Here is a 25886-nt window from a genome sequence, read left to right as displayed (position 1 = left end):
GGTTCAAGCTGAAAGGCGCAGGGGCTTTGCGTTAAAAGGCGGTTCCTAGCGCGGCGGAGACTGGTCTGTGGTTCATCGTTGGGCGGAAGTGCTGGCTGGGGGCGGCGCTTGCCTGTAACCTTGGCCTCCGTCTTTTGACTCCGTAGCTCAGCTGGATAGAGCGGTCCCCTCCTAAGGGACAGGTCGCACGTTCGAATCGTGTCGGGGTCACCATCTTTCCGCGCAGCTTGCGGTGCCCGCTGCAAGCGCCAGCCAGTCTCCGGTGTTCATGCCGATGCAGTGCGGTGAAGCCCTGAATCTACGTAGTTATGGCCCGGCGGGTCATACGCACAGTCATGACCATCTTCAGCTGGTGCTGCCGCTACGGGGCAGCATGGAACTGCAGGTTGACGGTCGCGGCGGTCGCTTGGATACCTTGCAAGGCGCCCTGATTGTCCCGGGCGCTGCTCACGTACAGGCCGGTAGTGGCCAGAACCGGTTTTTGATCGTGGACTGCGACAGTGCCGTGCTGCAGCGGTCACAGCTGGAGCAGGGGCAGAAACGTCCATTTTTGGGGATCTCGGCGACGGCTCGCAGCTTGCTTGAGTTCGTGGACCTCAGCGTGGGTGACCACGATGCGGTGGCCGCAGCGGTCGCCCGACATCTATTGCCTTTGTTGCTGGATAGCTTGTTCGCTGGGCAGCGGCCGTCAGTGGCGGACAGTTCTGGCCTGCGGCGGTTGTGCGAGCAGATCCGCGCCGCCCCCGGTCAGGCGTGGCCGCTGGCGAGGATGGCGCAGGTGGCTGGGATGGGGCTGACGGCGCTGCATGGCGCGTTCAAGCGCCAGTTCGGCCTCACGCCGGGGCAATGGCTGCAGCAGCAGCGCCTGCAATGGGCGCAAAGCCAACTGCTTCATGGCAATCGGTCGGTTGCGCAGATTGCCCAGCTAGCTGGTTTCTCCGACCAGAGTGCGCTGACCCGCGCCATGCGCCGCTCGCGGGGCATTACCCCGGGCCGCTATCGAAGGAGTTTGGGCGCGTAGTTTGAGCACAGCATCGCGCAGCTTGGGACAATACGGGACGGGCCGGCACTTGGATGCTGGTGTTGTGTCTTACTGTCGGGTGGGTTGATGAAAGAGCGGATGTTGTTGGGAATTGGCAATGGCGTGGCTTCGGGCGCGCTATGGGGCTTGGTGTTCCTGGCCCCAGCCGTGCTGGTGGATTTTTCGCCGTTGCAGTTGGCTGCGGCGCGCTATCTGATTTATGGGCTGGTTGCGGTGGTCCTGCTGGTGCCACGTTGGCCGGCGCTGCGGGCGCATATCGGCAAGGCGGACTGGAAGGCCCTGGCCTGGCTGAGCCTGCTCGGCAATCTGATCTATTTCGTGCTGCTGTCCATCTGTGTGCAGTGGAGCGGTGGCGGTGCTGCGGCCCTGATAGTCGGCATGGTGCCGGTGCTGGTGGCCGTGGTCGGTGCGCGTGAACCGGGGGCAGTGCCGCTGTCACGGTTGGCGCCAGCCTTGCTGCTATGTGTCGCGGGCGTGGTCCTGATGGGCTACGAGGCCATCGCCTCGACGCATGTGCAAACCAGTACCACACAGCGATTGATCGGTTTGCTGTGCGGGGTTGGCGCATTGGTGTCCTGGACCGCTTATTCGGTGGGCAACACTCGTTGGTTGGCGAAGGTGCCCGATGTGTCCGGGCATGACTGGTCGCTGCTGACCGGTGTTGCAACTGGCGGTCTGGCCTTGCTGTTGGCGCCGCTCGCTTTTGCCGATGGCGGGGCAGGGCATTCGGGGCACGAATGGGCGGGGTTCTGGGTGATGGCCGGGGCAGTGGCGGTGTTTGCCTCCATCCTGGGTAACGCATGCTGGAACCGCGCAAGCCGTGCCCTGCCACTGACCCTGGGCGGCCAGATGATCGTATTCGAGACCTTGTTTGGACTGGTCTATGGCTTCCTGTGGCAGCAGCGCTGGCCGGTGGCGGTGGAGGTTGTTGCTGCGCTGTGCTTGCTGGCGGGCGTGATCTGGAGCGCCGCAGCGCACCGGCCTCAGGCGCCGGCGGCTGCATCTGCGTGAGGAATCTGCGCAGTCAGGTGGCGAAAGCCTGACTGCGGTGGTTCTTTCGATTGTTGGCGGGCGGCGGTTGGCCGGGAGAGTCCAAGGGCATGCCGCGGCGCCTTGAGTCAGGTATTGCATGCTGCTTGCCAGTTAAATGCGCGACGTTCGCGCTTGATGACATTTGCAACTTTTAGCGGCTGGTTTGGCGACGTTACCTTTATCTACGTTTTTGCAACGCAGCACTTGACAGCCTGATCTCCGCTGTTGTCTCTTGAAGGCCATGAACAGCCCGCAGCCCCTTGTCATCACCTCGCAGTCGCCCTTGGGCGGCCGGGTGTGCACGCCTGGGTTCAGCGGCGCCATTACCACCACTATTACCGTCACCATTCGCCCGGTGCGGTCCGTCGTCTTCGCGTAATTTCCGAAAACAACGGCCCCGCACCCGGATCAGGATGCGGGGGAACCCCATCCAGATGCGTGTCGGGGCCTCCAGCCGAGGTTCTTCCGATGTCGTCAGTTGCCGTTTCACTCGCCGATCCTGCCGCGAACGCTGCCGTTCGCACTGTGGTGCACAAATTCGGCGGTACCTCTGTCGCTGATGCCGACCGTTACCGTCATGTAGCGCAGCTGCTGCTGGCCCGCGAGGAGGCGATGCAGGTCACGGTGGTATCGGCGATGAAGGGCGTGACCGACGCACTGATCGACCTGGCCAAGGCTGCAGCTGCGGCAGACCCTGTATGGGACGACCGCTGGCACGAGTTGCGCGCCCGCCATCGCGGCGCGGCCGCAGCGCTGCTGGGTGAACATTCCGGGGCCACCATTGAATGGCTGGATGCACGCTTCGAGCGACTACGCGAAATTCTGGCGGCGCTGGCCGTCATCGGTGAATTGCCACAGGAAGTACTGGATCGCGTGCAGGGCCTCGGTGAGGTGTTCTCGGCCCATCTGCTTGGCCACCATCTGCAGACGCTGGGTGAAGATGCCGATGTGCTGGATGCGCGCGATGTGCTGGTAGTCAGTCATGGTGAACTGGGTGTGGACGTTGATTGGAAGTCCAGTGCGGCGAAGTTGGCGTTGTGGCGCGAATCACATCCGGCACCGCGATTGGTGGTTACCGGCTTCGTTGCCCGTGATCGCAAGGGCCACATCACCACATTGGGGCGCAATGGGAGTGATTACTCCGGCGCGATCTTTGCGGCGCTGTTTGCTGCCGATGAACTGCATATCTGGACTGACGTTGACGGCGTGCTGTCAGCCGACCCGCGTGTGGTGCCTGAGGCGGTACAGCTGGATGCGCTGAGTTACGACGAAGCCTGCGAGCTGGCCTACTTCGGGGCGAAAGTGGTGCACCCGCAGACCATGTCGCCAGCCATCGAGCGCGGTCTGCCGATCATCATCCGCAATACCTTCCGCCCGGATCACCCGGGTACCCGCATCACCGCCGACAGCTCGAGTAGTGGCCCGATCAAAGGTCTGACCTTGAGCGCGGATCTGGCCGTGTTGAACGTCGAAGGTACCGGTCTGATTGGTGTGCCCGGCACGGCTGAGCGGGTGTTCTCGGCGCTGCGCAATGCGCATGTGTCGGTGGTGATGATCTCGCAGGGTTCGTCCGAGCATTCGATCTGCTGCGTGGTGAAGCAGGCTGAGGCCGAGTTCGCCCGCGATGCGCTGACCCAGGCGTTCTCGCACGAGTTGGCGGCGGGCCAGGTGCAGCGCGTGCAGCTAACGAGCGGTGTGAGCGTGCTTGCAGCGGTAGGTGATGGCATGGCCGGCCAGCCCGGCGTTGCCGCGCGACTGTTCGAATCGCTGGGTCGCGCACAGGTCAATATCCTCGCCATCGCGCAGGGCTCGTCCGAGCGCAATATCTCAGTCGCGATCGAAGCCTGCGACGCTACCAAGGCATTGCGTGCCGCGCACGCCGGCTTCTGGTTGTCGCCGCAGACCTTCTCGGTCGGGCTGATCGGGCCGGGCAATGTCGGTGCAGCCTTGCTTGAGCAGCTGTATGCGTCCGAAGCCGCGCTGCTGGCACGCGCCAAGCTGGATCTGCGCCTGCGTGCGGTTGCCTCGCGCAATCGCATGGTGCTCGACCAGCGTGGCATGCATGGCAACTGGAAGGCCGCGTTTGATTCCGCGTCGCTGCCGAATGATCTTGATCTGTTCACCGAACATCTGCTGTCGGCGCGTCTGCCGCATACGCTGATCATCGATTGCAGCGGCAGTGCCGAAGTGGCCGATCGCTATGCCGGCTGGTTGGCTGCCGGCATCCATGTGGTTACTCCGAATAAACAGGCCGGCTCCGGCCCGCTGGCGCGCTATCAGGCTATCCGGGTGGCGGCGGCGTCCACCGGCGCGCGCTTTCGCTACGAGGCGACGGTGGGCGCGGGCTTGCCGGTGATCACCACGCTGCGAGACCTGGTCGATACCGGTGATGAAGTGACTGCGATCGCCGGCATCTTCTCCGGCACGCTGGCTTGGTTGTTCAATAAGTACGATGGCAGCGTGGCGTTCTCCGAGCTGGTCACGCAGGCGCGCGGTATGGGCTATACCGAGCCGGATCCGCGCGATGACCTGTCCGGCGTGGATGTGGCCCGCAAGTTGGTCATTCTTGCCCGCGAAGCCGGTTATGAGCTGAGTCTGGAAGATGTGGCAGTGGAAAGCCTGGTGCCCGCCGCGCTACAGAGTGCCAGCGTCGAGGATTTCATGGCGCGCTTGAATGAGGTGGATGCGAGCTTTGCGCAGCGTCTGGCCGATGCGCGAGCCCGCGGTAACGTACTGCGCTACGTTGCTCAGTTCAGGCCCGGCCAGCAGCCCAGCGTTGGCCTGGTTGAGCTGCCGGGTGACCATGCCTTTGCCAACCTGCGCTTGACCGACAACGTGGTGCAGTTCACCACTCGTCGTTACTGTGACAATCCGTTGGTAGTGCAGGGGCCGGGCGCTGGCCCAGAAGTGACGGCAGCCGGTGTGTTTGCCGATGTGCTGCGTGTAGCAGCGGGCGAGGGAGCGCGATTGTGAGTGATGCTTTGACGGGTTCAGGTGCACGACAGGCGCGGGCGTTTTCTCCAGCGTCGGTGGCCAATGTTGCAGTCGGTTTTGATCTGCTGGGTTACGCGGTTCCGGATGTTGGCGACACAGTTACAGTGCGTCGCATCGACGCAACGGAAGTACGCATCGTCGCCATCCGCGGCGCGGCGGTTGAGTTGCCGCTGGATGCGCCCAGCAATACTGCGGGGGCGGCGCTGATCGCCATGCGTGAGGCGCTGGCGCTGCCGTTCGGTTTCGAAGTGGAGATCGACAAGGGCATACCGCTCAGCTCAGGGATGGGCGGTTCGGCGGCGTCCTGTGTGGCCGCACTGGTTGCAGCCAACGGCTTGCTGGATGTGCCATTAAGCCGCGAGCAACTCTACAAGTACTCGCTGGAAGGCGAAGCGGTGGCCAGTGGCAGCCGCCACGGCGACAACCTCGGCCCGATGTTCCTCGGTGGCCTGGTGCTTTCCACCTTGGAGCGATTGGTGCCGGTGCCGGTACCTGCGCATTGGCATAGCCTGCTGGTGCATCCGGATGCGCTGTTGGAGACGCGCCGCGCACGAGAGGCACTGCAGGGCAGCTATGCATTGAAGGAGTTCGTCGCCCAGAGCAGTAATCTGGCTCTGGTGCTGGCCGGATGTCACGCCGGCGATCCGGGGTTGGTGCGTGCAGGCTTGGTCGATGTTCTGGTCGAGCCGCGTCGCGCACCCTTGATTGTCGGCTTCGATGCGGCAAAGGCAGCTGCGCTTACAGCAGGGGCGATGGGTGCCAGCATCTCCGGTGCCGGGCCCAGCGTATTTGCCTGGTTTGAAGATCGAGATGCTGCGTTGGCCGCCGCACCCAAGGTGCAGGCCGCTTTCGCCGCAGCGGGTTTTGAGAGCCAAAGCTGGGTGAGCCCGATCAACAGCCCTGGCGCACGACTGTTGTAATCCTGGTAGCCCCTCTCACATCGGGAGAGGGGTTGGGAAGAGGGTGACCCTTGTGCGGTCCTCGAGCCCAGAGCAGCACATCAACCATTTCGCGGATTTCCGAATGAACTTCATCTCCACCCGCAACGAATCCCCCGCCGCCACGCTGAGCCAGGCGATTGCCGCCGGCTTGGCGCCCGATGGCGGCTTGTACGTGCCCGAGCAGATGCCGGCAGCACGCGCCTTGAGGCTTGGCGACACGCTCGCCGCGACCGCTACCGATCTGTTGCAGCCCTTCTTCGCTGACGACGCCTTGGCTTCCGAATTGCGGAAGATCTGCAGCGAAGCTTTCGATTTCCCGGCGCGGCTGCAGGCATTGGCGACCCGTAACGATCACGTGCTGGAGCTGTTTCACGGCCCCACCGCAGCGTTCAAGGATTTCGGCGCGCGCTTCCTCGCCGCCAGTCTGTCGCGTTTGCGCACAGGGCAGGAGCGCCCCCTGACCATCGTGGTCGCAACTTCCGGTGACACTGGCGCTGCAGTAGCCGCTGCGTTCCATAACCAGCCAAATCTGCAGGTTGTGGTGCTGTACCCGGATGGGCGCGTATCACCGCGTCAGGCACATCAGCTTGGTTGCCTTGGCGGCAATATTCGCGCACTGCGCGTGGCTGGTTCGTTTGATGATTGCCAAGCCATGGCCAAGCAGGCACTGAGTGATACCGATCTGCAGGCGCAGGTGCCGTTGAGTTCGGCTAACAGCATCAGCCTGGGCCGCTTGCTGCCGCAGATGAGCTACTACGCACATGCCGCGCTCAGCCATCAGGCGGCGCACGGCTCGCTGCTGAATTTCGTCATCCCTACCGGCAACCTCGGTAACGCGATGGCGGCAGTGATGGCGCGTGCATTGGGTGTGCCGCTGGGGCGTATCGTGTTGGCGACAAATGCCAACCGCGTGCTGCCGGATTACTTCGATGGCGCCGATTACACGCCGAAGGCCAGTGTCGCCACGCTTGCCAATGCGATGGATGTGGGGGCGCCGAGCAATTTCGAACGCCTGCGCTGGCTGTACAAGGGCGATGATGCAGCACTGCGCGACGCCTTCACCTCACGGGCAGTGGACGATGCCACCATCCGCGACACCATCGCTTACCGTTATGGCGAGTACGGCGAAGTGTTCTGCCCGCATACCGCTACGGCGGTGCACGTTCTGGAGCAGCTACGCGCCAGTGGCGGTGCAGCGTCGGATCAGCATTGGGCAGTGGCAGCGACCGCACACCCGTCAAAATTCGAATCGGTGGTCGAGCCGTTGATTGGCCGCGAAGTCGAAGTGCCGCCGGCTTTGGCCGAACTGCTGAAGCGCCCAGCCCATGCCGAACCCTGCGCACCGGATTACGCGGCCCTGCGCGAAAAGCTGTTGTAGGAGGTAGTGCCGAGCCATGCTCGGCAGAGGCTCTACCGATAAACCCGGATGTGGGCGCGGCGTCAGCCGCGAAGCAGGATCGTTTCGCGGCGACCAATCGGCGTGATCTGAGAATGTACGAGCTTCGAGGCTCACGCCGCTCCTACAAAGCGGTGTCAGCCGCGCATGTGCCTCGGCAGGGGCTTCACCGGTAACGCTCCAGCCGAGCATGGCTCGGCTCTACAGGTGAAAAGTCAGAACTCGTCGTTTGCCAGGCGCTGCAGCTCGGCAAAATCCAGAATCTCCACCACATTCAGGTGCGGCAGGGCGATCAGGCCCTGCTGGCGTAGCTTGGTGAAGGTGCGGCTCACCGTTTCCATGGTCAGGCCCAGATGGTCGGCGATATCGCCACGGCCCATTGGCAGTGAGACCCGGTTGCTGCTGCGCCCGTTCAAGGTCGCCTCGCGGGCGGCAAGGCGCAGCAGGAAGTCGGCCAGCCGCTCCGGCGGTTGCAGGCGGGCCAGAGCAAGCGCGTTGTCCTGGGCTGCATCCAGCTCCTGGCAGGCGCGCTGCAGCAGCTTTCGTTCCAGATGCGGGTAGCGTTGACGCAGGTCACGCATCTGCGTGGTCGGCACCCGGCAGACGCGGCTGTCGGCGATGGCCTCGATATCGTAACGGTGGTGGTCGCTGCCGCTCAGGCCCAGGTAGTCGCCCGGGAGTACGAAGCCATTCACCTGGCGGCGGCCATCGGACAAGGTGCGCACCAGGCGCAGTGCACCCTCGGTTACTGTATAGACATAAGCACGCGACTCGCCGGCGCGTGCCAGCGTTGTGCCCATGGCTACTGGCGTGGAGACGGTTATCTGCTCCAGCGCGTGAACCTCATCGCAGGACAGTGCTGAGCACACAGACAGGTGACGGACCGAGCATTGCAGGCACTCACGTACGCCATTACCTTCGCTGGCAAGGGACGAAACAAGGGATTGCTCGGAGCCTTGGGCTGGCCGGGACATGACTAGGACAGGGGGAAATAATGTCCTAAATTATACTTCATGCGGCCAGAGGGGCGGTGTGCGGCTAGAATTGGCGACCGTTTCCCCATTGAGTTGCAGGAGTTTTGCCCGTGATCAAGCCCCGTACCCCGCCCGGCATCATGGAATTGTTGCCGCGCGAGCAGATCGCGTTCCAGCGCATGCTGGACGTCATCCGCCGCAATTACGAGCGCTTCGGGTTCCTGCCGGTGGAAACCCCGGTGTTCGAGCTGTCCGACGTGCTGCTGACCAAATCCGGCGGTGAGACCGAGCGCCAGGTGTACTTCGTGCAGTCCACTGGTGCGCTGGCCAATGCCGCCGAGTCGGCCGACAAGGGTGGCCTGCCGGAGATGGCGCTGCGCTTCGACCTGACCGTGCCGCTGGCCCGCTATGTGGCAGAACACGAGCACGATCTGACCTTCCCGTTCCGTCGTTACCAGATGCAGCGCGTCTACCGTGGCGAACGCGCCCAGCGCGGCCGTTTCCGTGAGTTTTACCAGTGTGACGTCGATGTGATCGGCAAGGACACGCTGAGCATCCGTTATGACGCCGAAGTGCTGGCGGTGATTTATGCGGTGTTCTCCGAGCTGCGTATCGGCAACTTCGCCGTGCAGCTGAACAACCGCAAGCTGATGCGCGGTTTCTTCGAAGCGCAGGGCGTGGTGGATGCCGGGCAGCAGGCGCTGGTGCTGCGCGAGGTCGACAAGCTCGACAAGCGCGGCCCGGATTACGTGCGTGAAACCCTGGTCGGCCCCGATTTCGGTTTGCCGTCTGACGCCGTCGATCGCATCCTGTCCTTCGTCGAAGTCCGCTCGAGCTCGCATGCTGACGCCTTGGCGCAGATCGACGCTGTACTGGCTGCCGCCGGCGAATCGGCCAGTGATTCGCTGCGTACCGGTGCTGCCGAGTTGCGCGAAGTGCTGGAGCTGGTGAAGGCGCTGGGTGTGCCGGAAACCGCGTATTGCCTGAATTTCTCCATTGCCCGTGGTCTGGACTACTACACCGGCACGGTGTACGAGACCAGCTTGGTTGATCACCCGCAGATCGGCTCGATCTGCTCAGGTGGCCGCTATGAAGACCTGGCTAGCCATTACACCAAGTCCAAGCTGCCGGGTGTGGGTATCTCGATTGGCCTGACCCGTTTGTTCTGGCAGCTGCGCGAGGCCAACCTGATCGACGGCATCGCTGAAAGCAGCGTGCACGCGATGGTGGCCTTGATGGACGAGGCGGCGATGCCGCAGTCGCTGGATATCGCCCGTCGCCTGCGCGCTGGTGGCATCAATACCGAAGTGCAGATGGAGCCGAAGAAGATCGGCAAGCAGTTCCAGTATGCGGCCAAGGCCGGTATCCGGTTCGTCGTGCTGGCGGGTGAGGACGAACTGGCGCGCGGCGTGGTGGCGGTGAAGGATCTGCTGCGTGAGCAGCAGTTTGAAGTTGCCAGGGACGAACTGGCATCTACCCTGCAGGTAGAGCTGGAACAGACACGCGCGATGGCGCGTTGATGAAAAGCCCCGCATAGCGGGGCTTTTTTTTGCCTGTAGAGCCGAGCCATGCTCGGCTCGGGCGTTACCGGGAAAGCCCCTTGCCGAGCATGGCTCGGCACTACCGCTTCCGCTCCCTCCCTTTTGCGCAGCGAAGGGGAGGGCTGGGGAGGGGCTGGGCTTTCGCTGGTTTCGCTTCCGTGCGCGCTTCCCTTGTAGAGCCGAGCCATGCTCGGCTGGGGCATTACCGGGAAAACCCCATGTCGGATACCGGGTGGCGGTTTGACTCAGGGTCTGTTTCGAACTAATGTAATAGCACGCTATTACATTGATACATCATGAAGCCACGCCCCGACACCGAGCGAGAAAAACCATCCGACGCCCCATTGAAGGCGTTGGCGCGCGCTTTGGCCGCTTTGGACAAGCCGCAGGACGTGCAGGCCTTCCTGCGCGATCTGTGCACGCCGGCCGAGCTGGAGGCCATGGCCGACCGCTGGCGCGTGGTGCCTTTGCTGCGCAAAGGTGTGCCCTACCGCGAGATCTATGACTTGACCGGGGTGAGTGTCACCACCATCGGCCGGGTCGCGCGTTCGCTCGAGCACGGTGCCGGCGGCTATGCCGCCGCCATCGACCGCCTCGCCACGCGCAAAACCGAATCCAACTGAGATAACCCCATGAGTGCTTCAACCTCCGCCCCGGCACGTGACCGGCTGCGTATCGCCATTCAGAAAAGCGGCCGCTTGGCCGATCCCGCGCGCAGCCTGTTGGCGGCTTGTGGGCTGAGCTGGCGGCAGAGTCGCGACAAGCTGTTCTGCTTCGGCGAATCGTTGCCGGTGGACCTGCTGCTGGTGCGTGACGACGACATCCCGGGTTTGATCGCCGACGGCGTCTGCGACCTGGGTGTGGTCGGCCTGAACGAGCTGGACGAACAGGCCAAGGCCCGTCGCCAGGTCGGTTTGGCTGATGCGTACCAGCCACTGCGTGGGCTCGGTTTCGGTTCCTGCCGTTTGATGATCGCAGTGCCGGAAGACTGGGATTGGCAGGGTGTGCAGATGCTGCAGGGCAAGCGCATCGCCACCAGCTATCCGGCCATCCTTACCGCATGGCTGAAGCAGCAGAGCATCGACGCGCAGGTGGTGGAGCTGTCAGGCTCGGTGGAGATCGCGCCGAAGCTGGGCACAGCTGAAGTCATCTGCGATCTGGTTTCCAGCGGCGCCACGCTGGCTGCCAACCAACTCAAGCCGGTGGAAGTACTGCTCGAAAGTGAAGCAGTACTCGCCGGGCCGGTACACGAGCTTGATGACGCCCGCGCGGGCCTGATGGCGATGCTGCTGCGACGCCTCGATGGTTTGAGCAAGGTGCAGGACCAGAAACTGCTGATGTTCTCGGCCGCCGAGGAACGCGTTGAAGAACTGGCCCGCCTGTTGCCTGATGCCGAGCCGCTGCTGCGCCTGCCGGGGCAGGGCGATGCCGTGCGCCTGCAGACCATGTGCAGTGGCGCTTTGAGCTGGCAGCGGCTGGAAGAACTGGAACGTGCCGGCGCGCAAGGCTTGATGGTGTTGGCCGTGGAGAAGTCGCTGGTATGAACATCCTCGATTGGAACGCGCTAGACGCCGATGCGCAGGCGCGCGCTCTGACCCGTCCAGTACAGACTGTTGCCGCGCAGACCCGTGAGTCGGTCGCTGGTTTGATCGAGCAGGTGCGCAGCCGTGGCGACGCGGCATTGCGCGAAATCACCGAACGTTTCGATGGCATTGCGCCGGAACGCTTTGAAGTCAGTGAAGCCGAGTTTGCTGCCGCCGAACTGGCCGTCTCCGCCGAGTTGCGCATCGCCATGCAACAGGCTGCCGAGCGCATTGATGTCTTTCACCGTGCAGGCATCGCACAGCCGTACAGTGTGGAAACCGCACCCGGCGTGGTCTGCGAAAAAGTCATCCGTCCGATTTCCCGCGTTGGCCTGTACGTGCCCGCTGGCAGCGCTCCGCTGCCATCAACCGCGCTGATGCTGGGCGTGCCGGCTAAGCTGGCAGGCTGCCGCGAAGTGGTGCTGTGCACGCCGCCGCGCAAGGACGGCACGGCCGATCCCGCAGTGCTGGTGGCCGCGCGCCTGACCGGCGTGCATCGCGTGTTCAAGATCGGCGGCGCGCAGGCCATTGCGGCCATGGCGTACGGCACCGAGTCTGTGCCGTCCTGCGACAAGCTGTTTGGCCCCGGCAATGGCTTCGTTACCGAGGCCAAGCAGCAGGTCGCCCAGTCCGGTGCTGCCGCCATCGACATGCCGGCTGGTCCTTCGGAAGTGCTGGTGATCGCCGATGCCGGCGCGAACCCCGCGTTCGTTGCCGCCGATCTGCTCTCACAGGCCGAGCATGGCCCGGATTCGCAGGTGCTGTTGCTCAGTGATGATGCCGCGATGATTGCAGCCGTGCAGGATCAAGTTGAAGCCCAGGTTGCCCAGCTCAGCCGCGAGGCGATTGCCCGCCAGGCCCTGGGCGCATCGCTGCTGGTCAAGCTTGATTCGATTGCGCAGGCATTTGAAATTTCCAACCGCTACGCGCCCGAGCATTTGATCCTGGCCCTGCGCGAGCCGCGTCAGTGGCTGGACAAGGTGGAAGCAGCCGGCTCGGTGTTCCTCGGCGACTACACGCCCGAAGCGTTGGGTGACTATTGCTCAGGCACCAATCACGTGTTGCCCACCGCCGGCGCGGCCCGCGCTTACAGCGGTGTCAGCGTCGCCAGTTACCAGAACCAGATCAGCGTGCAGGCCGCCAGCCGCGAAGGTATTGCCGGCATTGGTCCGTGTGCGCTGACCTTGGCCCGTGCCGAAGGCCTGGGTGCACACGCCAATGCGGTAGCGCTGCGGCTCGGAGTTGCACCGTGAGTGTGCTCGACCTGGTACGTGAGGACCTGCGTGACTTTGGTGGTTACTCCTCCGCGCGTAGCGCCAAGCTGCAGGGCGATATCTGGCTCAATGCCAATGAATCGGCATGGGCGAATCCTGGCGATGCAGATGCCAGTTGCCGTCGTTACCCAGATCCGCAGCCGCAGCACCTGCGCGAGCGTCTGGCAGGCTTGTATGGCTGCCAGCCCGAGCAGTTACTGATCGGTCGCGGCAGCGATGAAGCCATCGATCTGCTGGTGCGCGCCCTGTGCGTTCCCGGTCGCGATGCCGTGCTCTATACGCCGCCGGTGTTCGGCATGTATGCGGTCAGTGCGCGGCTGCAGAATGCACCCGCACTGGAAGTGCCGCTGCTGGATACCGAGGCGGGGCTGGTGCCTGATATCGACGCCATCATTGCCACTGCCAAGCAGGGCAATGCCAAGCTGGTTTTCCTGTGCTCGCCGTCCAATCCTGGGGGCTCGAGCATTCCGTTGCAGCAGGTGCGGGCCGTGGCCGAGGCGCTTCGCGGCCAGGCACTGGTGGTGGTTGACGAAGCCTACGGCGAGTTTGCCGACGAGCCATCCGCGATTACTTTGATGGATCGCTTCGACAACATCGCGGTGCTGCGCACCTTGTCCAAGGCGCACGCATTGGCTGCGGTGCGTATTGGTAGTGTGATTGCCGATGCTGCACTGATCGCTGTGCTGCGGCGCTGCCAAGCGCCGTATCCCATCCCCACGCCATGCTCTGTGCTCGCGCTTGCCGGGCTGGATGAGACGGCGGTGTCCCAGACCCGCGCCCGCATCGCCACTGTCCGCAGCGAGCGCAGCCGGTTGCGCATTGCTTTGGCGCTGCAACCTTGTGTACGCCATGTTTACGGCTCGGATGCGAACTTCCTGCTGGTGCGCTTCAACGATGCCGAAGCAGCGTTTCAAGCCTTGCTGAATGCTGGTGTGGTGGTGCGTGATCAGCGCGCCGCGCCGCAGTTGCAGGACGCCCTGCGCATCACCCTGGGCACCCCCGAACAGAACGACCGCGTCCTCGACGCACTTGCCACGCTGGAGCTCACCGCATGACCCCCATTCTGTTTGTCGATCGCGATGGCACCTTGATCGAGGAGCCGGCCGACTTCCAGATCGACGCCTACGAGAAGATCCGCTTCGTCAAGAATGTGATCCCGGCGATGCTGAAGCTGCGTGATGCCGGCTACCAGTTCGTCATCGTCTCCAACCAGGACGGCCTTGGAACCGAAGGTTATCCGCAGGCCAGTTTCGACGGTCCGAACGACTTGATGCTGCAGATCTTTGCCAGCCAGGGCATACACTTTCGCGACGTGCTGGTTGACCCGAGCTGGCCGCAGGACAACAGCCCCAACCGCAAGCCGGGCATCGGCATGATGGTGTCGTATCTGCAGGACCGCAGCATCGATTGGGCGCGCTCGGGCATGGTCGGTGATCGTCCCACCGACATCCAGTTCGCCGACAACATGAAGATTCGTGGCTTCCAGCTGCGCACCGAGCAGTTTGGTGGTGAATGGGATTGGGATGCGATCGCCCACGAGCTGGCCGATGCGCCGCGCCGGGCTACGGTCCAGCGCGATACCAAGGAGACCCAGATCCGCGTGTTCGTCGACCTGGACAAAGTCGCCAGCTCGAAGATCAACACCGGCCTGCCGTTCTTCGACCACATGCTGGATCAGATCGGCCGCCACGGCGGCTTCGCGCTGGAAGTGGAAGCCAAGGGCGACCTGCATATCGACGAACACCACACCATTGAAGACACCGGTCTCGCGTTGGGCCAGGCCTTGCGTGAAGCGCTCGGCGACAAGCGCGGCATTGGTCGCTACGGCTTTACCTTGCCGATGGACGAGACCTTGGCCAGCGCCGCGTTGGATTTCAGCGGCCGCCCGTACTTCGTATTCGACGGCGAGTTCAAGCGTGAGCGCGTTGGCGACATGCCGACTGAACTGGTGCCGCATTTCTTCCGCTCGCTATGCGATGCCAGCGGCTTGAACCTCAACCTCAAGGTGGAAGGGGACAACGATCACCACAAGGTTGAAGCCTGCTTCAAGGCCTTGGCGCGCGCCCTGCGCCAGGCCATTCGCAAGGAAGGCACCGAGCTGCCCTCCACCAAGGGCGCGCTGTGAGCAGGGTCGGCCTGGTTGATGCTGGCGGCGCGAACCTGGGATCGGTGCGCTACGCATTGGAGCGGCTGCAGGTTGACGTGCAGATGGTGCGCGCACCTGCCGATCTGGTCGGTCTTGAACGGGTGATCCTGCCGGGCGTGGGTGCTGCGGCCGAGGGCATGCGACGCTTGCATGCGCAGGGGCTGGTGCAGCCATTGCGCGAGCTGCAGGTGCCGCTGATGGGTATCTGCCTTGGCATGCAGTTGCTGTTCGAGCGCTCCGAAGAGGGCGATGTGGAGTGCCTGGGCCTGTTGCCGGGTATCGTCCGCCGCCTGCATCCCGGCGTTGGTGTACGGGTGCCGCATATGGGCTGGAACAAGTTGCTGGCCTTGCGCGGATCGCCGCTGCTGGATGGTGTTCCGCTTGGCTCCAGCGCCTATTTCGTGCACAGCTACGCCGCTCCAGTCACCTCTGACACCGTGGCGGCCTGCCATCACGGCGGCTTGTTTACTGCGGTGGTACAGCGCGAACGTCTATGCGGCGCGCAGTTCCACCCCGAGCGTTCGGCCGGCCCTGGCGCACGCATCCTGCAGAACTTTCTTGAGATTGCCGCATGAGCTTCACTGTTTACCCCGCGCTGGATATCCGTGACGGCCGCGTTGTGCGCCTGCTGCAGGGCGATTACGCCAAGCAGACCACTTACGGTGACGATGCCTTGCCGCGTGCGCAGGCATTTGCGGCAACTGGCGCCAAATGGATGCATCTGGTCGATCTGGATGCGGCAAAGGCCGGCGGCTATACCCTGGCCCCCTTGCTGCAGCAGATCGCGGCGACCACCACGCTGAAGGTGCAGACTGGCGGCGGCGTGCGCGGCCGTGATGATGTGGCGCGCATGCTTGATGCAGGTGCCAGTCGCGTGGTGATCGGTTCCTTGGCGGTGCGCCAGCCCGAGCAGGTGTTGGGCTGGCTGGTTGAGTTCGGTGCCGAGCAGCTGACCATCGCGCTGGACACCCGACAGGGCGAAGATGGCGTGTGGCGGCTGCCAGTGCACGGCTGGACCGAAACCGCAGACGTGACCTTGGATGAGTTGGCCCAGCGCTACGCGCAGGCCGGCATGAAGCACCTGCTGTGCACCGACATCTCCCGTGACGGCATGTTGTCCGGACCGAACATCGAGTTGTACGCACATCTTGCGAAATTGTTGCCGGGCGTTGCTGTGCAGGCTTCGGGCGGCGTGCGCGATGCCGACGACATCCGCGCTGCCAAGGCAGCAGGTTGCGGCGGTGCGGTGCTGGGCAAGGCGCTGCTTGAAGGGCGCCTGCAGCTGGATGAGGCCTTGTCATGCTGAGCCGGCGCATCATTCCCTGCCTGGACGTGCGCGAAGGCCGCGTGGTCAAGGGGGTCAAATTCCGTGACCACATCGACATGGGTGACATCACCGAGTTGGCGCTGCGCTACCGCGATCAGGGTGCTGATGAGCTGGTGTTCTACGACATCTCCGCTAGCCCGGAAGGCCGCTCGGTAGACCGCGCCTGGATTGAGCGGGTGGCGCGTTTGATCGACATTCCATTTTGCGTGGCCGGCGGCATACGCGATGTCGAAACCGCGCGCGCCGTGCTCCATTCCGGTGCCGACAAGATTTCCATCAATACGCCAGCGCTGGAACGCCCGCAGTTGATTGCAGAGCTCGCTGAAGCCTTCGGCCAACAATGCGTAGTGATTGGCATCGACTCCATCCGCGAGCTCGACGGCCAGTGGCGGGTGCGCTCTTATACCGGCGACCCAAGCAAGACCCGCGCCGAAGCAAGGCTCACCTTGGACTGGGTGCGTGAAGTACAAGCCCACGGCGCAGGTGAAATAGTGCTGAACTGCATGGACAGCGACGGCGTGCGCAAGGGGTACGATATTGCACAGTTGCGCCAGGCCCGGGCGCTGTGCACGGTTCCGTTGATCGCCTCTGGCGGCGCGGGCACGCCGCAGCATTTCGCCGATGTATTCGAACAGGCTGACGTTGACGGGGCATTGGCTGCCAGTGTGTTCCACTCCGGCGCCATTGCAATTCCGGAACTGAAGCAGTTCCTGCGCGAACAACAAATCGAGGTTAGGGATGTCTACTGAATTCAAGCCGGTTGATCCGGCCGCATTGGACTGGGACAAGGTCAACGGCATGATCCCGGTCATCATCCAGGACGAAGCCACACTGCGCGTGCTGATGCTTGGCTACATGGACCGCGACGCATTGGAAACCACCCGCAGCAGCGGCAAGGTCACCTTCTTCAGCCGCAGCAAGAAGCGTTTGTGGACCAAGGGTGAGAGCTCCGGTAACCATCTGGATCTGGTCGACATCCGCAGCGATTGCGACAACGATACCTTGCTGGTCACCGTGCGCCCGCACGGACCCACCTGCCACACCGGCGAGACCAGCTGCTTCAGCGCCGCACCGGGCAACTTCCTCGGTGCATTGAATGCCCTGATCAAACAGCGCGAGCACGACCGTCCGCTCAACAGCTATACCACCAAGCTGTTCGAGAAGGGCGCACGCCATATCGCGCAGAAAGTGGGCGAAGAGGGCGTGGAAACCGCGTTGGCCGGCGTCGTACAGCGCGATGACGAATTGTTGGGCGAATCCGCCGACCTGCTGTTCCACCTGATCGTGCTTCTGCGCGCGCGCGGCCTGTCACTGGACGACGCTATCTGCGTGCTCGAAGACCGCCACGCCAAGGCTGTTGAAAAGGCCGCAAGCTGAGCAGCTGTAGTGCCGAGCCATGCTCGGCAGGGGCTCTACAGGGAAACCCAAACGCCACCGGTAAGGCCCAGCCGAGCATGGCTCGGCTCTACAGGGAAAACCTAACGCCACCGGTAAGGCCTAGCCGAGCATGGCTCGGCTCTACAGGAAAAGCCAGACGCCACCGGTAAGGCCCAGCCGAGCATGGCTCGGCTCTACAGGTATCGTTCGCCACCTGCCGCAATGCCTTTGCAGCATCCCGGGGCGATAATGGGTGCCTGCCCATTGTCGTCGAGGACTCCATGCGCCCATCCCTGCCAACCGCTCTGTTGCTGGCTTGTATGCCCTTTGCCGCGAGCGCTTCCTGCGCCGGTGGGGTGGTTTTCCTCGACAGCAACGGCAATGGCCAGCAGGACGCAGGCGAGAAGCCGCTGGCTGGCATCCGTGTTTCCGATGGCGAGCACATCGTCAGCACCGGCAGGGACGGTCGCTACCAGCTGCCAGCCTCCAACCAGCCCAATATCTTCATCATCAAGCCGGCCGGTTACAGCGCTGCCAAACGTGCAGACGGCCTGCCGGACATCTGGCGACCACAGGTGGGCGAGGGCGACCAGCAGTGCCGGCCGTTCGCGCTGAAGCCAGAAAAGAACGCACCCAGCAGCTTCCAGGCCCTGCTGCTGGCCGACAGCCAGACCAGCACGGCCCTGGACGTAGGCTACTTCGAGCGCGACATCATCGAGCCGCTGCGTGGCAAGCATCAGGCGCGTCTGGGCATGACCCTGGGTGACATCACCAATGATGACCCCAGCCTCTATCCGGCGCTGACGAAGGCGGTCACTTCGCTGGGCGTGCCGTGGCTGCACGTCCCCGGCAACCACGACATGGATCTGGGTGCGAGCAGCGACGCCGATTCGCTGGCCAGTTTCCATCGCCAGCTTGGCCCGGACACCTACGCCTGGGAAGAGGCCTCGATGGTGTTCATCGGCATGGACGACATCATTGCCCAGCCTGGGCAGAAGCCTGCTTATGTCGGCGGTCTGCGCGAGGATCAGTTCGCCTTCCTCGAGGCGTACCTGCCCACCATTCCCAAGGACAAGCTGGTGGTGCTGGGCTTCCATATCCCGCTGTTCGACCACGTCTACCGTGCGGAAGATCGCGCCCGTCTGTTCAAACTGCTGGAAGAGGTGCCGCATCCGCTGATTGTCAGTGGCCATACCCACAACCAGAGCCAGGTGTTCTGGAGCGCGCAGCAGGGTTGGAACGGCACCAAGCCGCTGCACGAATACAATGTCGGCGCCGCCTGTGGTGCGTTCTGGTCCGGGGTGAAGGATGCACAGGGTATTCCCGATACCACCATGGCCGACGGCACGCCCAATGGCTACGGTCTGCTCAATGTTCGCCCGCAAGGCCAGTACAGCGTTGAATACCGTGTTGCCCGCGCGCCGGCAGATCAGCAGATCGCCTTGCATGCGCCGAAGGTGCTGCGGCAGGGTGCGTATCCGGCCTGGGGCATCTACGCCAATGTGTTCATGGGCTATGACGGCCTGCCGGTGGAATTCCGTGTGGATGGCGGCGAGTGGCAGCCGATGAAACAGGTCAAGCAGGCTGACCCGCGTTTGTTGGTGGAGAACATTGCCGATGATCTTGCGGACAGTCTGCGTGGCTACGATCGTACGCCGGAAGCAGTGCCGTCCAACCACCTGTGGCGTGCCGCATTGCCGACCAAGCTCAGTGAGGGCGAGCACGCGGTGGAAGTGCGCACTACCTTGAATGGCGTGGAGTACCGTAGCCAGGCCAGCTACCGGCTGCAGGCCGCACAGCCCTGACAACAAGGGCTGTTGTGGGAGCGGCGTCAGCCGCGGAGCAGGCAATGCTTGCAGTCAAGGAATCTCTGCAATCTGATGATGTACTAGGTTCGCGGCTGACGCCGCTCCCACAAGCTTGGGCAGTTTGCCGGCTGGCGCTTGGGTTGATGTTTGTGGGAGCGGCATCAGCCGCGAAGCCGGGAATGCGGCTGTTCCAGGTACTTTTGTAATCTGACAATCTACGAGTTTCGCGGCTCACGCCGCTCCTACAAAAGCAGGGTGCACGGACGCTATGCGTTGGAAGACAGCTGCAGTAAAACCCACGATTCTTGGCATGGCATTGGTTACGAGCGGTTGTGGCTTCCCGCTGCCAGGCGCCCAATCCAACGTCGAACCGATGGACCCGGCACGTCAGCTGATCGGGCAGGTGCAAGGGCAGGGTGCGAGCAGCCCGCTGCTTGGCAGCGAGGTGCTGATCGAAGGTATCGTGGTGCGCAACCTGATGGGCGACAGCGACGACATCGGTCAGGAGCTCAAGGAAACCCTGGGCGAAGGTGATCGTGGCACGCCCACCATCGGTTGGTTCCTGCAGGACGAGGGCGATGGCAATCCGGCTACATCCGATGGGGTGTTCGTGCTGGATCAGGGCTACGACACCTCGATCAACATGCCGGCCGAGGCAGAGTTCACCATGCGCATGGGCTCGCGGCTCCGCACCGGTGATCGGGTAGCCGTACGCGGTACCGTGGTGGAGTTGCCGCAGCTGCAGGTAGCTGATCAGCCGCGCAGCACCGGTCATCGGGTTTCGCGCGGCGATGCGGGCGGGATGGTTACCGCCATCGCGGCGATGTCGCTGACGCTGGTTGGGTCTGATGAGCGCGCTGCAGCAATCGTACCTGTCACCTTTGCAGGTAATGGTGACGATGAGTCCCGCGAAGGCATGCGGCTCTAATACGTCTTTGTTGCAGCGAACGCCGGCCGTCGCTGACAAGCAGGACGCTGCAAGCGGCTATCAGGGCTCGCTCGCGAGCAGATCACATGCACAAAAAAGCCTCCCCGTTTCCGAGGAGGCTTTTAGAGATCAAGCTCGAAGCATCAAGCTTCCGGCTTGGCGTCGCGCAGCTCGCGGCGCAGGATCTTGCCGACGTTGGTCTTGGGCAGTTCCTTGCGGAACTCAACGATGCGCGGGTGCTTGTAACCGGTCAGGTTTGCGCGGGCGAATTCCTTCACCTGCTCCTCGGTGAGGCTGGGGTCCTTCTTGACGATGACCACCTTCACCACTTCGCCCGACTTCTCGTTGGGAGCACCAACGGCGGCCACTTCCAGGATGCCCGGCATCATCGCCAGCACGTCCTCGATTTCATTCGGGTAGACGTTGAAGCCGGACACCAGGATCATGTCCTTCTTGCGGTCGACGATATAGAAGAAGCCGTTCTCGTCCATGCGCGCCATGTCGCCGGTATGCAACCAGCCGTCGGCATCCATGACCTTGTCGGTCTCATCCTGGCGGTGCCAGTAGCCCTTCATCACCTGCGGACCGCGGATGCACAGTTCGCCCACTTCACCCGTCGCTACCATCTGCCCATCGTCGGTCTTGACGCAGGCTTCGGTGGACGGGATCGGCAAGCCGATGGCGCCGTTGTATTCCTTCAGATCCAGCGGGTTGATACAGGCAGCCGGTGAAGTCTCGGTCAGGCCGTAGGCTTCCACCAGAGTGACGCCGGTGACCTTCTTCCACTTGTCGGCCACAGCGCGCTGCACGGCCATGCCGCCGCCGAGTGCGAACTTCAGATTGGAGAAGTCGACTTCATCGAAGCCCTCGGTGTTGAGCAGGCCGTTGAACAGCGTGTTGACGCCGGTGATGGCGGTGAAGCGATTGTTCTTGAGCTCCTTGATGAAGCCCTTCATGTCGCGTGGGTTGGTGATCAGGTAGTTCAGGCCGCCAAGCTTCATGAAGACAAGGCCGTTCGCCGTCAATGCGAAGATGTGGTACAGCGGCAGCGCGGTGATGATCACTTCCTCGCCCGGCTTGACGCCCGAGGCACCGATCCAGGCCGAGGCCTGCTGCATGTTGGCGATCAGGTTGCGGTGGGTCAGCATCGCGCCCTTGGCCACGCCGGTGGTGCCGCCGGTGTACTGCAGGAAGGCGATGTCGTCGTGGTCCACCTCGACTACCGGCATGCTGTGGCGCTTGCCCAGCTTCAGCGCATCCTTGAAGCGGATGGCCTTGGGCAGATCGTAGTCCGGCACCATCTTCTTCACGTACTTCAGTACGAAGTTGACGATGGGGCCCTTGGGGAAGCCGAGCATGTCGCCCAGGCCGGTGGTGATGACCTGCTTGACCTGTGTATCGGCGATGACCTGTTGCACGGTGTCGCCGAAGTTGTCGACGACCAGCAGCACGGAGACACCAGCATCGACCAGCTGGTGCTTGAGCTCACGCGCGGTATACAGCGGGTTGACGTTCACCACGGTGAGGCCGGCGCGCAGGATGCCGAAGATGGCAATCGGGTACTGCAGGCAGTTGGGCATCATGATCGCAACGCGGTCGCCCTTCTTCAGCTGCAGTTCGCCCAGCAGGTAGGCAGCGAACTGGGTAACCAGAACGTCCGCTTCGCCATAGGTCAGCACCTTGCCGAAGTTGGAGTAGGCCGGGCGATCACGGAACTTGGCGACCGAGGCATTGAACACATCGGCGACGGAGTGGAATTCGTTGACGTCGATTTCAGCCGGTACACCAGCCGGGTAGCTCTGCAGCCAAGGACGTTCTTGCGTCATCTTCCCCTCCAGGAAATGGAATGATCTAGTGGCCAGGCCCGATCATCGGGCACCGGCGTTATTGTTGCCAGCATACCGTTCCGAATTGAAAAGGCGAAGGGATAGATGATGCGATCAGTCTTCAACTGCATGCTTTGTGCGGTGATCATGCTTTTGCTGGCCGCTTGCGGCCGCGACCCACCGGAACAGCGCCTGCGCGAAAGTTTTGCTGCAATGCAAAAAAGCGTGGAGGCCGGCAAGCCTGGCGACTTCATGGAGGCGGTGGCCGAAGACTTCGTCGGCAACGAGGGTTTGGATCGCGCCGGGATGGAGCGTCTGCTGCGCGGGCAGTTGTTGCTCAATGCCAAGGTGGGGGTGCAGACCGGGCCGTTGCGGGTGGAGATGGGCGAGGGTGGTACTGCGACGGTGCGCTTCACTGTACTGCTGACGGGTGGCAGCCAAGGGCTGCTGCCCGAGCGCGGGCAGATGCAGGAAGTGGTTACTGGTTGGCGCGAGCAGGATGGGGAGTGGCAGGTGTATAGCGCGGATTGGGGACCGGTGGGTGGGGAAGGGTGAGCTGCTGGCTTGGCAGGTGGTTTAATGTTTTGAAGCTTTAGAGCGCAAAGGCACCCCTCCCCAGCCCTCCCCTTGGCTACGCCAAAGGGAGGGGGCAGAGCAGCCCTTGCTTGTCTCCCTTTGGCGTAGCCAAGGGGAGGGTTGGGGAGGGGTGCTCTTGCTCTGGCTGCAAAACCTCAGTCAATGAAAGAAGAACGCCCCAAAAGGGGCGTTCTTCCAACAAACCAATCAACGCAGCAGATCAGGCTGCTTTCTTAGCCGCCAGCTGCCGCAACACGTACTGCAGCAAGCCACCATTACGGAAGTACTCCACTTCCTTCGGCGTCAGCAGCAGCACCTTGGCGGTGAAGCTCTTCTTGCTGCCATCGGCCTTGGTCGCGGTGACGGTGGCGATCTTGGCCTTGCCATCGTCAAGCCCGGTCACATCAAACACTTCCGAGCCATCCAGGCCCAGGGTCTGTGCGTTCTCGCCGTCGTGGAACTGCAGCGGCAGCACACCCATGCCGACAAGGTTGGAGCGGTGGATACGCTCGAAGCTCTCGGCGATCACTGCCTTGACGCCCAGCAGGTTGGTGCCCTTGGCCGCCCAGTCACGCGAGGAGCCGGTGCCGTATTCCTTGCCGGCCAGTACCACCAGCGGCACGCCGTCGGCCTTGTACTTCATTGCGGCGTCATAGATGGCCAGCTTTTCGCCGGTCTGGCTGCCGGGCGCGTAGTACAGCGTGTTGCCACCTTCTTCGCCGCCGAACATCAGGTTCTTGATGCGGATGTTGGCGAAGGTGCCGCGCACCATCACATCGTCATTGCCGCGGCGGCTGCCGTAGCTGTTGAAGTCGGCCGGCTGCACGCCACGCGACTGCAGGAAGCGGCCGGCAGGTGAGTCCTTCTTGATGTTGCCGGCCGGCGAGATGTGGTCGGTGGTGATCGAGTCACCAAACAGGCCCATCACCCGCGCGCCGTGGATGTCGCTGATGCTGCCGACCTGCATGGTCATGCCGTCGAAGTAGGGCGGATTCTTGATATAGGTCGAATCGCTGTTCCATTCGTAGGCCTGGCCTTCAGGCGATTCGATCTGCGCCCAGCGGGTGTCGCCCTTGAACACATCAGCGTAGTTCTGCTTGAACATCTCCGGGCCGACGGTGGCGGCGATGGTGTCGCCGATTTCCTTGTTGCTGGGCCAGATGTCGCGCAGGTAGACGTCCTGGCCGTCGCTGCCCTTGCCCAGCGGCTCCTTGCTCAGGTCGATGCGGACCGTGCCGGCGATGGCGTAGGCGACCACTAGCGGCGGCGAGGCCAGGTAGTTGGCTTTCACTTCCGGGTGCACGCGGCCTTCGAAGTTGCGGTTGCCCGACAGCACCGAGGCCACTACCAGATCACCGGCAGCAATACCGGCGCTGACTTCGGTGGGCAACGGGCCGGAGTTGCCGATGCAGGTGGTGCAGCCGTAGCCGACCACGAAGAAGCCCAGCTTCTCAAGCTCGTTGAGCACGCCGGCCTTTTCCAGATAGTCGGTAACCACGCGCGAGCCCGGTCCAAGCGAGGTCTTGACCCACGGCTTGGCTTTGAGCCCCAGCCGCGCCGCGTTGCGCGCCAGCAGGCCGGCGCCCAGCATCACCGCCGGGTTGGAGGTGTTGGTGCAGGAGGTGATGGCGGCGATGACCACCGCGCCATCCTTCAGCCGTACCGGCTGCTCATTGATGACGACATCGGCGTGGCCCTTGGCCAGTTGCTCGTTGCCAACCGCGGCGCCGCCACCTTCATTGATGAAGTCGGATACGTCGCCATTGCGTTGCTCGCGGTGGCTGGTCAGGCCCTTCAGTGCTTCGCTGAAGTTGCTGTGCACGTCTTCCAGCAGTACGCGGTCCTGCGGGCGCTTGGGGCCCGCCATCGACGGCTTGACCTCGGCCATGTCCAGTTCCAGCGTGGCGCTGTATTGCGCATGCGGGCTGTTGGCGTCGTGCCACAGGCCTTGTGCCTTTGCGTAGGCTTCAACCAGGTTGATCTGCGCATCGCTGCGGCCGGACAGGCGCAGGTAGTTCAGCGATTCCGCATCGATCGGGAAGATGCCGCAGGTGGCGCCGTATTCCGGGGCCATGTTGGCGATGGTGGCGCGGTCGGCCAGCGGCAGGTGCTGCAGGCCCTCGCCGTAGAACTCGACGAACTTGCCGACCACGCCGAGCTTGCGCAGCATCTGGGTGACGGTCAGCACCAGATCGGTAGCGGTGGTGCCCTCGGGGAGCTTGCCGGTCAACTTGAAGCCGACCACCTGCGGGATCAGCATCGAGGACGGCTGGCCCAGCATCGCGGCTTCGGCCTCGATGCCGCCCACGCCCCAGCCGAGCACGCCGATGCCGTTGATCATGGTGGTATGCGAGTCGGTACCGAACACGGTATCCGGGAAGGCCCAGTTGCTGCCGTCGATCTGCCGTTCCATCACCACACGGGCGAGGTTTTCCAGGTTGACCTGGTGGACGATGCCGGTGTTCGGTGGCACCACCTTGAAGTTCTCGAAGGCCTTCTGGCCCCAGCGCAGGAAGCTGTAGCGTTCCTGGTTGCGCTGGAACTCGATCTTGCCGTTGAGGTCCAGCGCGTCAGGGCGCCCGAACACGTCGACCTGCACGGAATGGTCGATGACCAGTTCTGAAGGAATCAGTGGGTTGATCTGCTCGGCGTTGCCGCCGAGCTTGGTGACCGCATCGCGCATCGCTGCAAGGTCAACCACACAGGGCACACCAGTGAAATCCTGCAGCACCACGCGCGCCGGCATGAAGGCAATTTCGGTATCGGGCTCAGCCTTGGGGTTCCAGCGGGCGACAGCTTCGATGTGGTCCGGGCCAACGGTCTGGCCGCCGTCCTCGTGCCGGAGCAGGTTCTCCAGCAGGATCTTCATCGAGTAGGGAAGGTGGGAGATGTCGAACTTCTGGCCGAGCTTGGGAAGGCTGCAGTAGGTGTACTGCTGGCCGCCAACCTCCAGTTGGCTACGGGTGGAGAATGTATCGCTCATACAGCTGACTCCTCTTGGTACAGATGGCTTGCGGCGGCGCTGTGGGCGCTGCGCGGGCTTTTCAGAGCCGTGGGGCTCTGCCTATGAATGCCAGTCCGAGTATGGACGAAGCATCCTGCAATCGGTTCATGTTTGCTG

The 25886-nt window shown here is 63.1% G+C and carries 21 protein-coding genes and 1 tRNA gene; 19 read left to right on the top strand and 3 right to left on the bottom strand.

What is annotated here, in order from left to right; all coding sequences use genetic code 11:
* The first annotated feature begins 136 nt into the window (after positions 1-136).
* From ACVOLL_RS13010 to thrC, 6 genes are all read left to right on the top strand, one after another.
* A tRNA-Arg gene (locus ACVOLL_RS13010) sits at positions 137-213 on the top strand.
* Positions 214-232: 19 nt separating this feature from the next.
* A complete protein-coding gene (locus tag ACVOLL_RS13005; protein WP_481513267.1) occupies positions 233-1021 on the top strand; it encodes an AraC family transcriptional regulator in 789 nt (262 codons plus the stop codon).
* Between the two features lie 87 nt (positions 1022-1108).
* Positions 1109-2053 carry a DMT family transporter gene (locus ACVOLL_RS13000; protein WP_481513266.1) on the top strand — a complete coding sequence of 315 codons (945 nt, stop codon included), beginning with the start codon at positions 1109-1111 and terminating at the stop codon, positions 2051-2053.
* 489 nt (positions 2054-2542) lie between these two features.
* Entirely contained in the window at positions 2543-5047 is a 2505-nt protein-coding gene (thrA, locus tag ACVOLL_RS12995) for a bifunctional aspartate kinase/homoserine dehydrogenase I (protein WP_481513265.1), read from the top strand.
* Positions 5044-5988 carry a homoserine kinase gene (locus tag ACVOLL_RS12990; protein WP_481513264.1) on the top strand — a complete coding sequence of 315 codons (945 nt, stop codon included), beginning with the start codon at positions 5044-5046 and terminating at the stop codon, positions 5986-5988. Before thrA ends, ACVOLL_RS12990 begins: the two co-directional genes overlap by 4 nt.
* Positions 5989-6091: 103 nt before the next feature.
* The gene (thrC, locus tag ACVOLL_RS12985) at positions 6092-7387 is read left to right on the top strand and encodes a threonine synthase (RefSeq protein WP_481513263.1); all 1296 of its coding nucleotides are present in this window, start codon (positions 6092-6094) and stop codon (positions 7385-7387) included.
* Between the two features lie 233 nt (positions 7388-7620).
* Here thrC and ACVOLL_RS12980 read toward each other — a convergent pair whose 3' ends face one another.
* Complete coding sequence (locus ACVOLL_RS12980) at positions 7621-8379, bottom strand: Crp/Fnr family transcriptional regulator (RefSeq protein WP_481513262.1); 759 nt, start codon at positions 8377-8379, stop codon at positions 7621-7623.
* A 110-nt stretch (positions 8380-8489) separates the two neighbouring features.
* On the opposite strand from ACVOLL_RS12980, the gene hisS reads away from it, so the two are divergent.
* The 12 genes from hisS to ACVOLL_RS12920 all read left to right on the top strand — a co-directional run bounded on the left by hisS (position 8490) and on the right by ACVOLL_RS12920 (position 20363).
* A complete protein-coding gene (hisS, locus tag ACVOLL_RS12975; RefSeq protein WP_481513261.1) occupies positions 8490-9899 on the top strand; it encodes a histidine--tRNA ligase in 1410 nt (469 codons plus the stop codon).
* Positions 9900-10216: 317 nt separating this feature from the next.
* Positions 10217-10543, top strand: coding sequence for a YerC/YecD family TrpR-related protein (locus tag ACVOLL_RS12970; RefSeq protein WP_481513260.1), 327 nt, complete (start codon positions 10217-10219; stop codon positions 10541-10543).
* A 9-nt stretch (positions 10544-10552) separates the two neighbouring features.
* The gene (gene hisG, locus ACVOLL_RS12965; RefSeq protein ID WP_481513259.1) at positions 10553-11464 is read left to right on the top strand and encodes an ATP phosphoribosyltransferase; all 912 of its coding nucleotides are present in this window, start codon (positions 10553-10555) and stop codon (positions 11462-11464) included.
* On the top strand, positions 11461-12756 hold the full coding sequence (gene hisD, locus ACVOLL_RS12960; protein ID WP_481513258.1) for a histidinol dehydrogenase: 1296 nt from the start codon (positions 11461-11463) through the stop codon (positions 12754-12756). The genes hisG and hisD overlap by 4 nt, the downstream gene beginning before the upstream one ends.
* Positions 12753-13832, top strand: coding sequence for a histidinol-phosphate transaminase (hisC, locus tag ACVOLL_RS12955; protein ID WP_481513257.1), 1080 nt, complete (start codon positions 12753-12755; stop codon positions 13830-13832). The genes hisD and hisC overlap by 4 nt, the downstream gene beginning before the upstream one ends.
* On the top strand, positions 13829-14902 hold the full coding sequence (gene hisB, locus ACVOLL_RS12950) for a bifunctional histidinol-phosphatase/imidazoleglycerol-phosphate dehydratase HisB (protein ID WP_481513256.1): 1074 nt from the start codon (positions 13829-13831) through the stop codon (positions 14900-14902). The genes hisC and hisB overlap by 4 nt, the downstream gene beginning before the upstream one ends.
* Positions 14899-15498, top strand: coding sequence for an imidazole glycerol phosphate synthase subunit HisH (hisH, locus tag ACVOLL_RS12945; RefSeq protein WP_481513255.1), 600 nt, complete (start codon positions 14899-14901; stop codon positions 15496-15498). Before hisB ends, hisH begins: the two co-directional genes overlap by 4 nt.
* Positions 15495-16229, top strand: coding sequence for a 1-(5-phosphoribosyl)-5-[(5-phosphoribosylamino)methylideneamino]imidazole-4-carboxamide isomerase (gene hisA, locus ACVOLL_RS12940; RefSeq protein WP_481513254.1), 735 nt, complete (start codon positions 15495-15497; stop codon positions 16227-16229). The genes hisH and hisA overlap by 4 nt, the downstream gene beginning before the upstream one ends.
* Positions 16223-16999 carry an imidazole glycerol phosphate synthase subunit HisF gene (hisF, locus tag ACVOLL_RS12935; RefSeq protein WP_481513253.1) on the top strand — a complete coding sequence of 259 codons (777 nt, stop codon included), beginning with the start codon at positions 16223-16225 and terminating at the stop codon, positions 16997-16999. The genes hisA and hisF overlap by 7 nt, the downstream gene beginning before the upstream one ends.
* Positions 16989-17627, top strand: coding sequence for a bifunctional phosphoribosyl-AMP cyclohydrolase/phosphoribosyl-ATP diphosphatase HisIE (gene hisIE, locus ACVOLL_RS12930; RefSeq protein WP_481513252.1), 639 nt, complete (start codon positions 16989-16991; stop codon positions 17625-17627). The genes hisF and hisIE overlap by 11 nt, the downstream gene beginning before the upstream one ends.
* Positions 17628-17908: 281 nt before the next feature.
* Positions 17909-19432, top strand: a complete 1524-nt coding sequence (locus tag ACVOLL_RS12925; protein WP_481513251.1) for a calcineurin-like phosphoesterase C-terminal domain-containing protein — start codon at positions 17909-17911, stop codon at positions 19430-19432.
* A gap of 313 nt (positions 19433-19745) precedes the next feature.
* Entirely contained in the window at positions 19746-20363 is a 618-nt protein-coding gene (locus tag ACVOLL_RS12920; protein ID WP_481513250.1) for a single stranded DNA-binding domain-containing protein, read from the top strand.
* 143 nt (positions 20364-20506) lie between these two features.
* Here ACVOLL_RS12920 and ACVOLL_RS12915 read toward each other — a convergent pair whose 3' ends face one another.
* A complete protein-coding gene (locus ACVOLL_RS12915) occupies positions 20507-22189 on the bottom strand; it encodes a long-chain fatty acid--CoA ligase (protein WP_481513249.1) in 1683 nt (560 codons plus the stop codon).
* A 105-nt stretch (positions 22190-22294) separates the two neighbouring features.
* Here ACVOLL_RS12915 and ACVOLL_RS12910 point away from each other — a divergent pair, with 105 nt between their 5' ends.
* On the top strand, positions 22295-22744 hold the full coding sequence (locus ACVOLL_RS12910; RefSeq protein WP_481513248.1) for a nuclear transport factor 2 family protein: 450 nt from the start codon (positions 22295-22297) through the stop codon (positions 22742-22744).
* A 241-nt stretch (positions 22745-22985) separates the two neighbouring features.
* Here the strand turns inward: ACVOLL_RS12910 and acnA are convergent, their stop codons facing one another.
* Positions 22986-25748 (bottom strand): aconitate hydratase AcnA, encoded by a 2763-nt coding sequence (gene acnA / locus ACVOLL_RS12905; RefSeq protein WP_481513247.1) that lies wholly within the window; start codon positions 25746-25748, stop codon positions 22986-22988.
* Positions 25749-25886 lie beyond the last annotated feature (138 nt).

The sequence above is a fragment of the Stenotrophomonas sp. STEN035 genome, assembly GCF_056759935.1.
This window is presented reverse-complemented; position numbering and strand designations above follow the sequence as displayed.

Bases quoted from the DNA above. Each gene is read 5' to 3' on its own strand.
- ACVOLL_RS13000 (WP_481513266.1), top strand. From the start codon at position 1,109: ATGAAAGAGCGGATGTTGTTGGGAATTGGCAATGGCGTGGCTTCGGGC.
- thrA (WP_481513265.1), top strand. From the start codon at position 2,543: ATGTCGTCAGTTGCCGTTTCACTCGCCGATCCTGCCGCGAACGCTGCC.
- thrC (WP_481513263.1), top strand. From the start codon at position 6,092: ATGAACTTCATCTCCACCCGCAACGAATCCCCCGCCGCCACGCTGAGC.
- ACVOLL_RS12980 (WP_481513262.1), bottom strand. From the start codon at position 8,379: ATGTCCCGGCCAGCCCAAGGCTCCGAGCAATCCCTTGTTTCGTCCCTT.
- ACVOLL_RS12970 (WP_481513260.1), top strand. From the start codon at position 10,217: ATGAAGCCACGCCCCGACACCGAGCGAGAAAAACCATCCGACGCCCCA.
- hisG (WP_481513259.1), top strand. From the start codon at position 10,553: ATGAGTGCTTCAACCTCCGCCCCGGCACGTGACCGGCTGCGTATCGCC.
- hisD (WP_481513258.1), top strand. From the start codon at position 11,461: ATGAACATCCTCGATTGGAACGCGCTAGACGCCGATGCGCAGGCGCGC.
- hisB (WP_481513256.1), top strand. From the start codon at position 13,829: ATGACCCCCATTCTGTTTGTCGATCGCGATGGCACCTTGATCGAGGAG.
- hisA (WP_481513254.1), top strand. From the start codon at position 15,495: ATGAGCTTCACTGTTTACCCCGCGCTGGATATCCGTGACGGCCGCGTT.
- hisF (WP_481513253.1), top strand. From the start codon at position 16,223: ATGCTGAGCCGGCGCATCATTCCCTGCCTGGACGTGCGCGAAGGCCGC.
- hisIE (WP_481513252.1), top strand. From the start codon at position 16,989: ATGTCTACTGAATTCAAGCCGGTTGATCCGGCCGCATTGGACTGGGAC.
- ACVOLL_RS12925 (WP_481513251.1), top strand. From the start codon at position 17,909: ATGCGCCCATCCCTGCCAACCGCTCTGTTGCTGGCTTGTATGCCCTTT.
- ACVOLL_RS12920 (WP_481513250.1), top strand. From the start codon at position 19,746: ATGGCATTGGTTACGAGCGGTTGTGGCTTCCCGCTGCCAGGCGCCCAA.
- ACVOLL_RS12915 (WP_481513249.1), bottom strand. From the start codon at position 22,189: ATGACGCAAGAACGTCCTTGGCTGCAGAGCTACCCGGCTGGTGTACCG.
- ACVOLL_RS12910 (WP_481513248.1), top strand. From the start codon at position 22,295: ATGATGCGATCAGTCTTCAACTGCATGCTTTGTGCGGTGATCATGCTT.
- acnA (WP_481513247.1), bottom strand. From the start codon at position 25,748: ATGAGCGATACATTCTCCACCCGTAGCCAACTGGAGGTTGGCGGCCAG.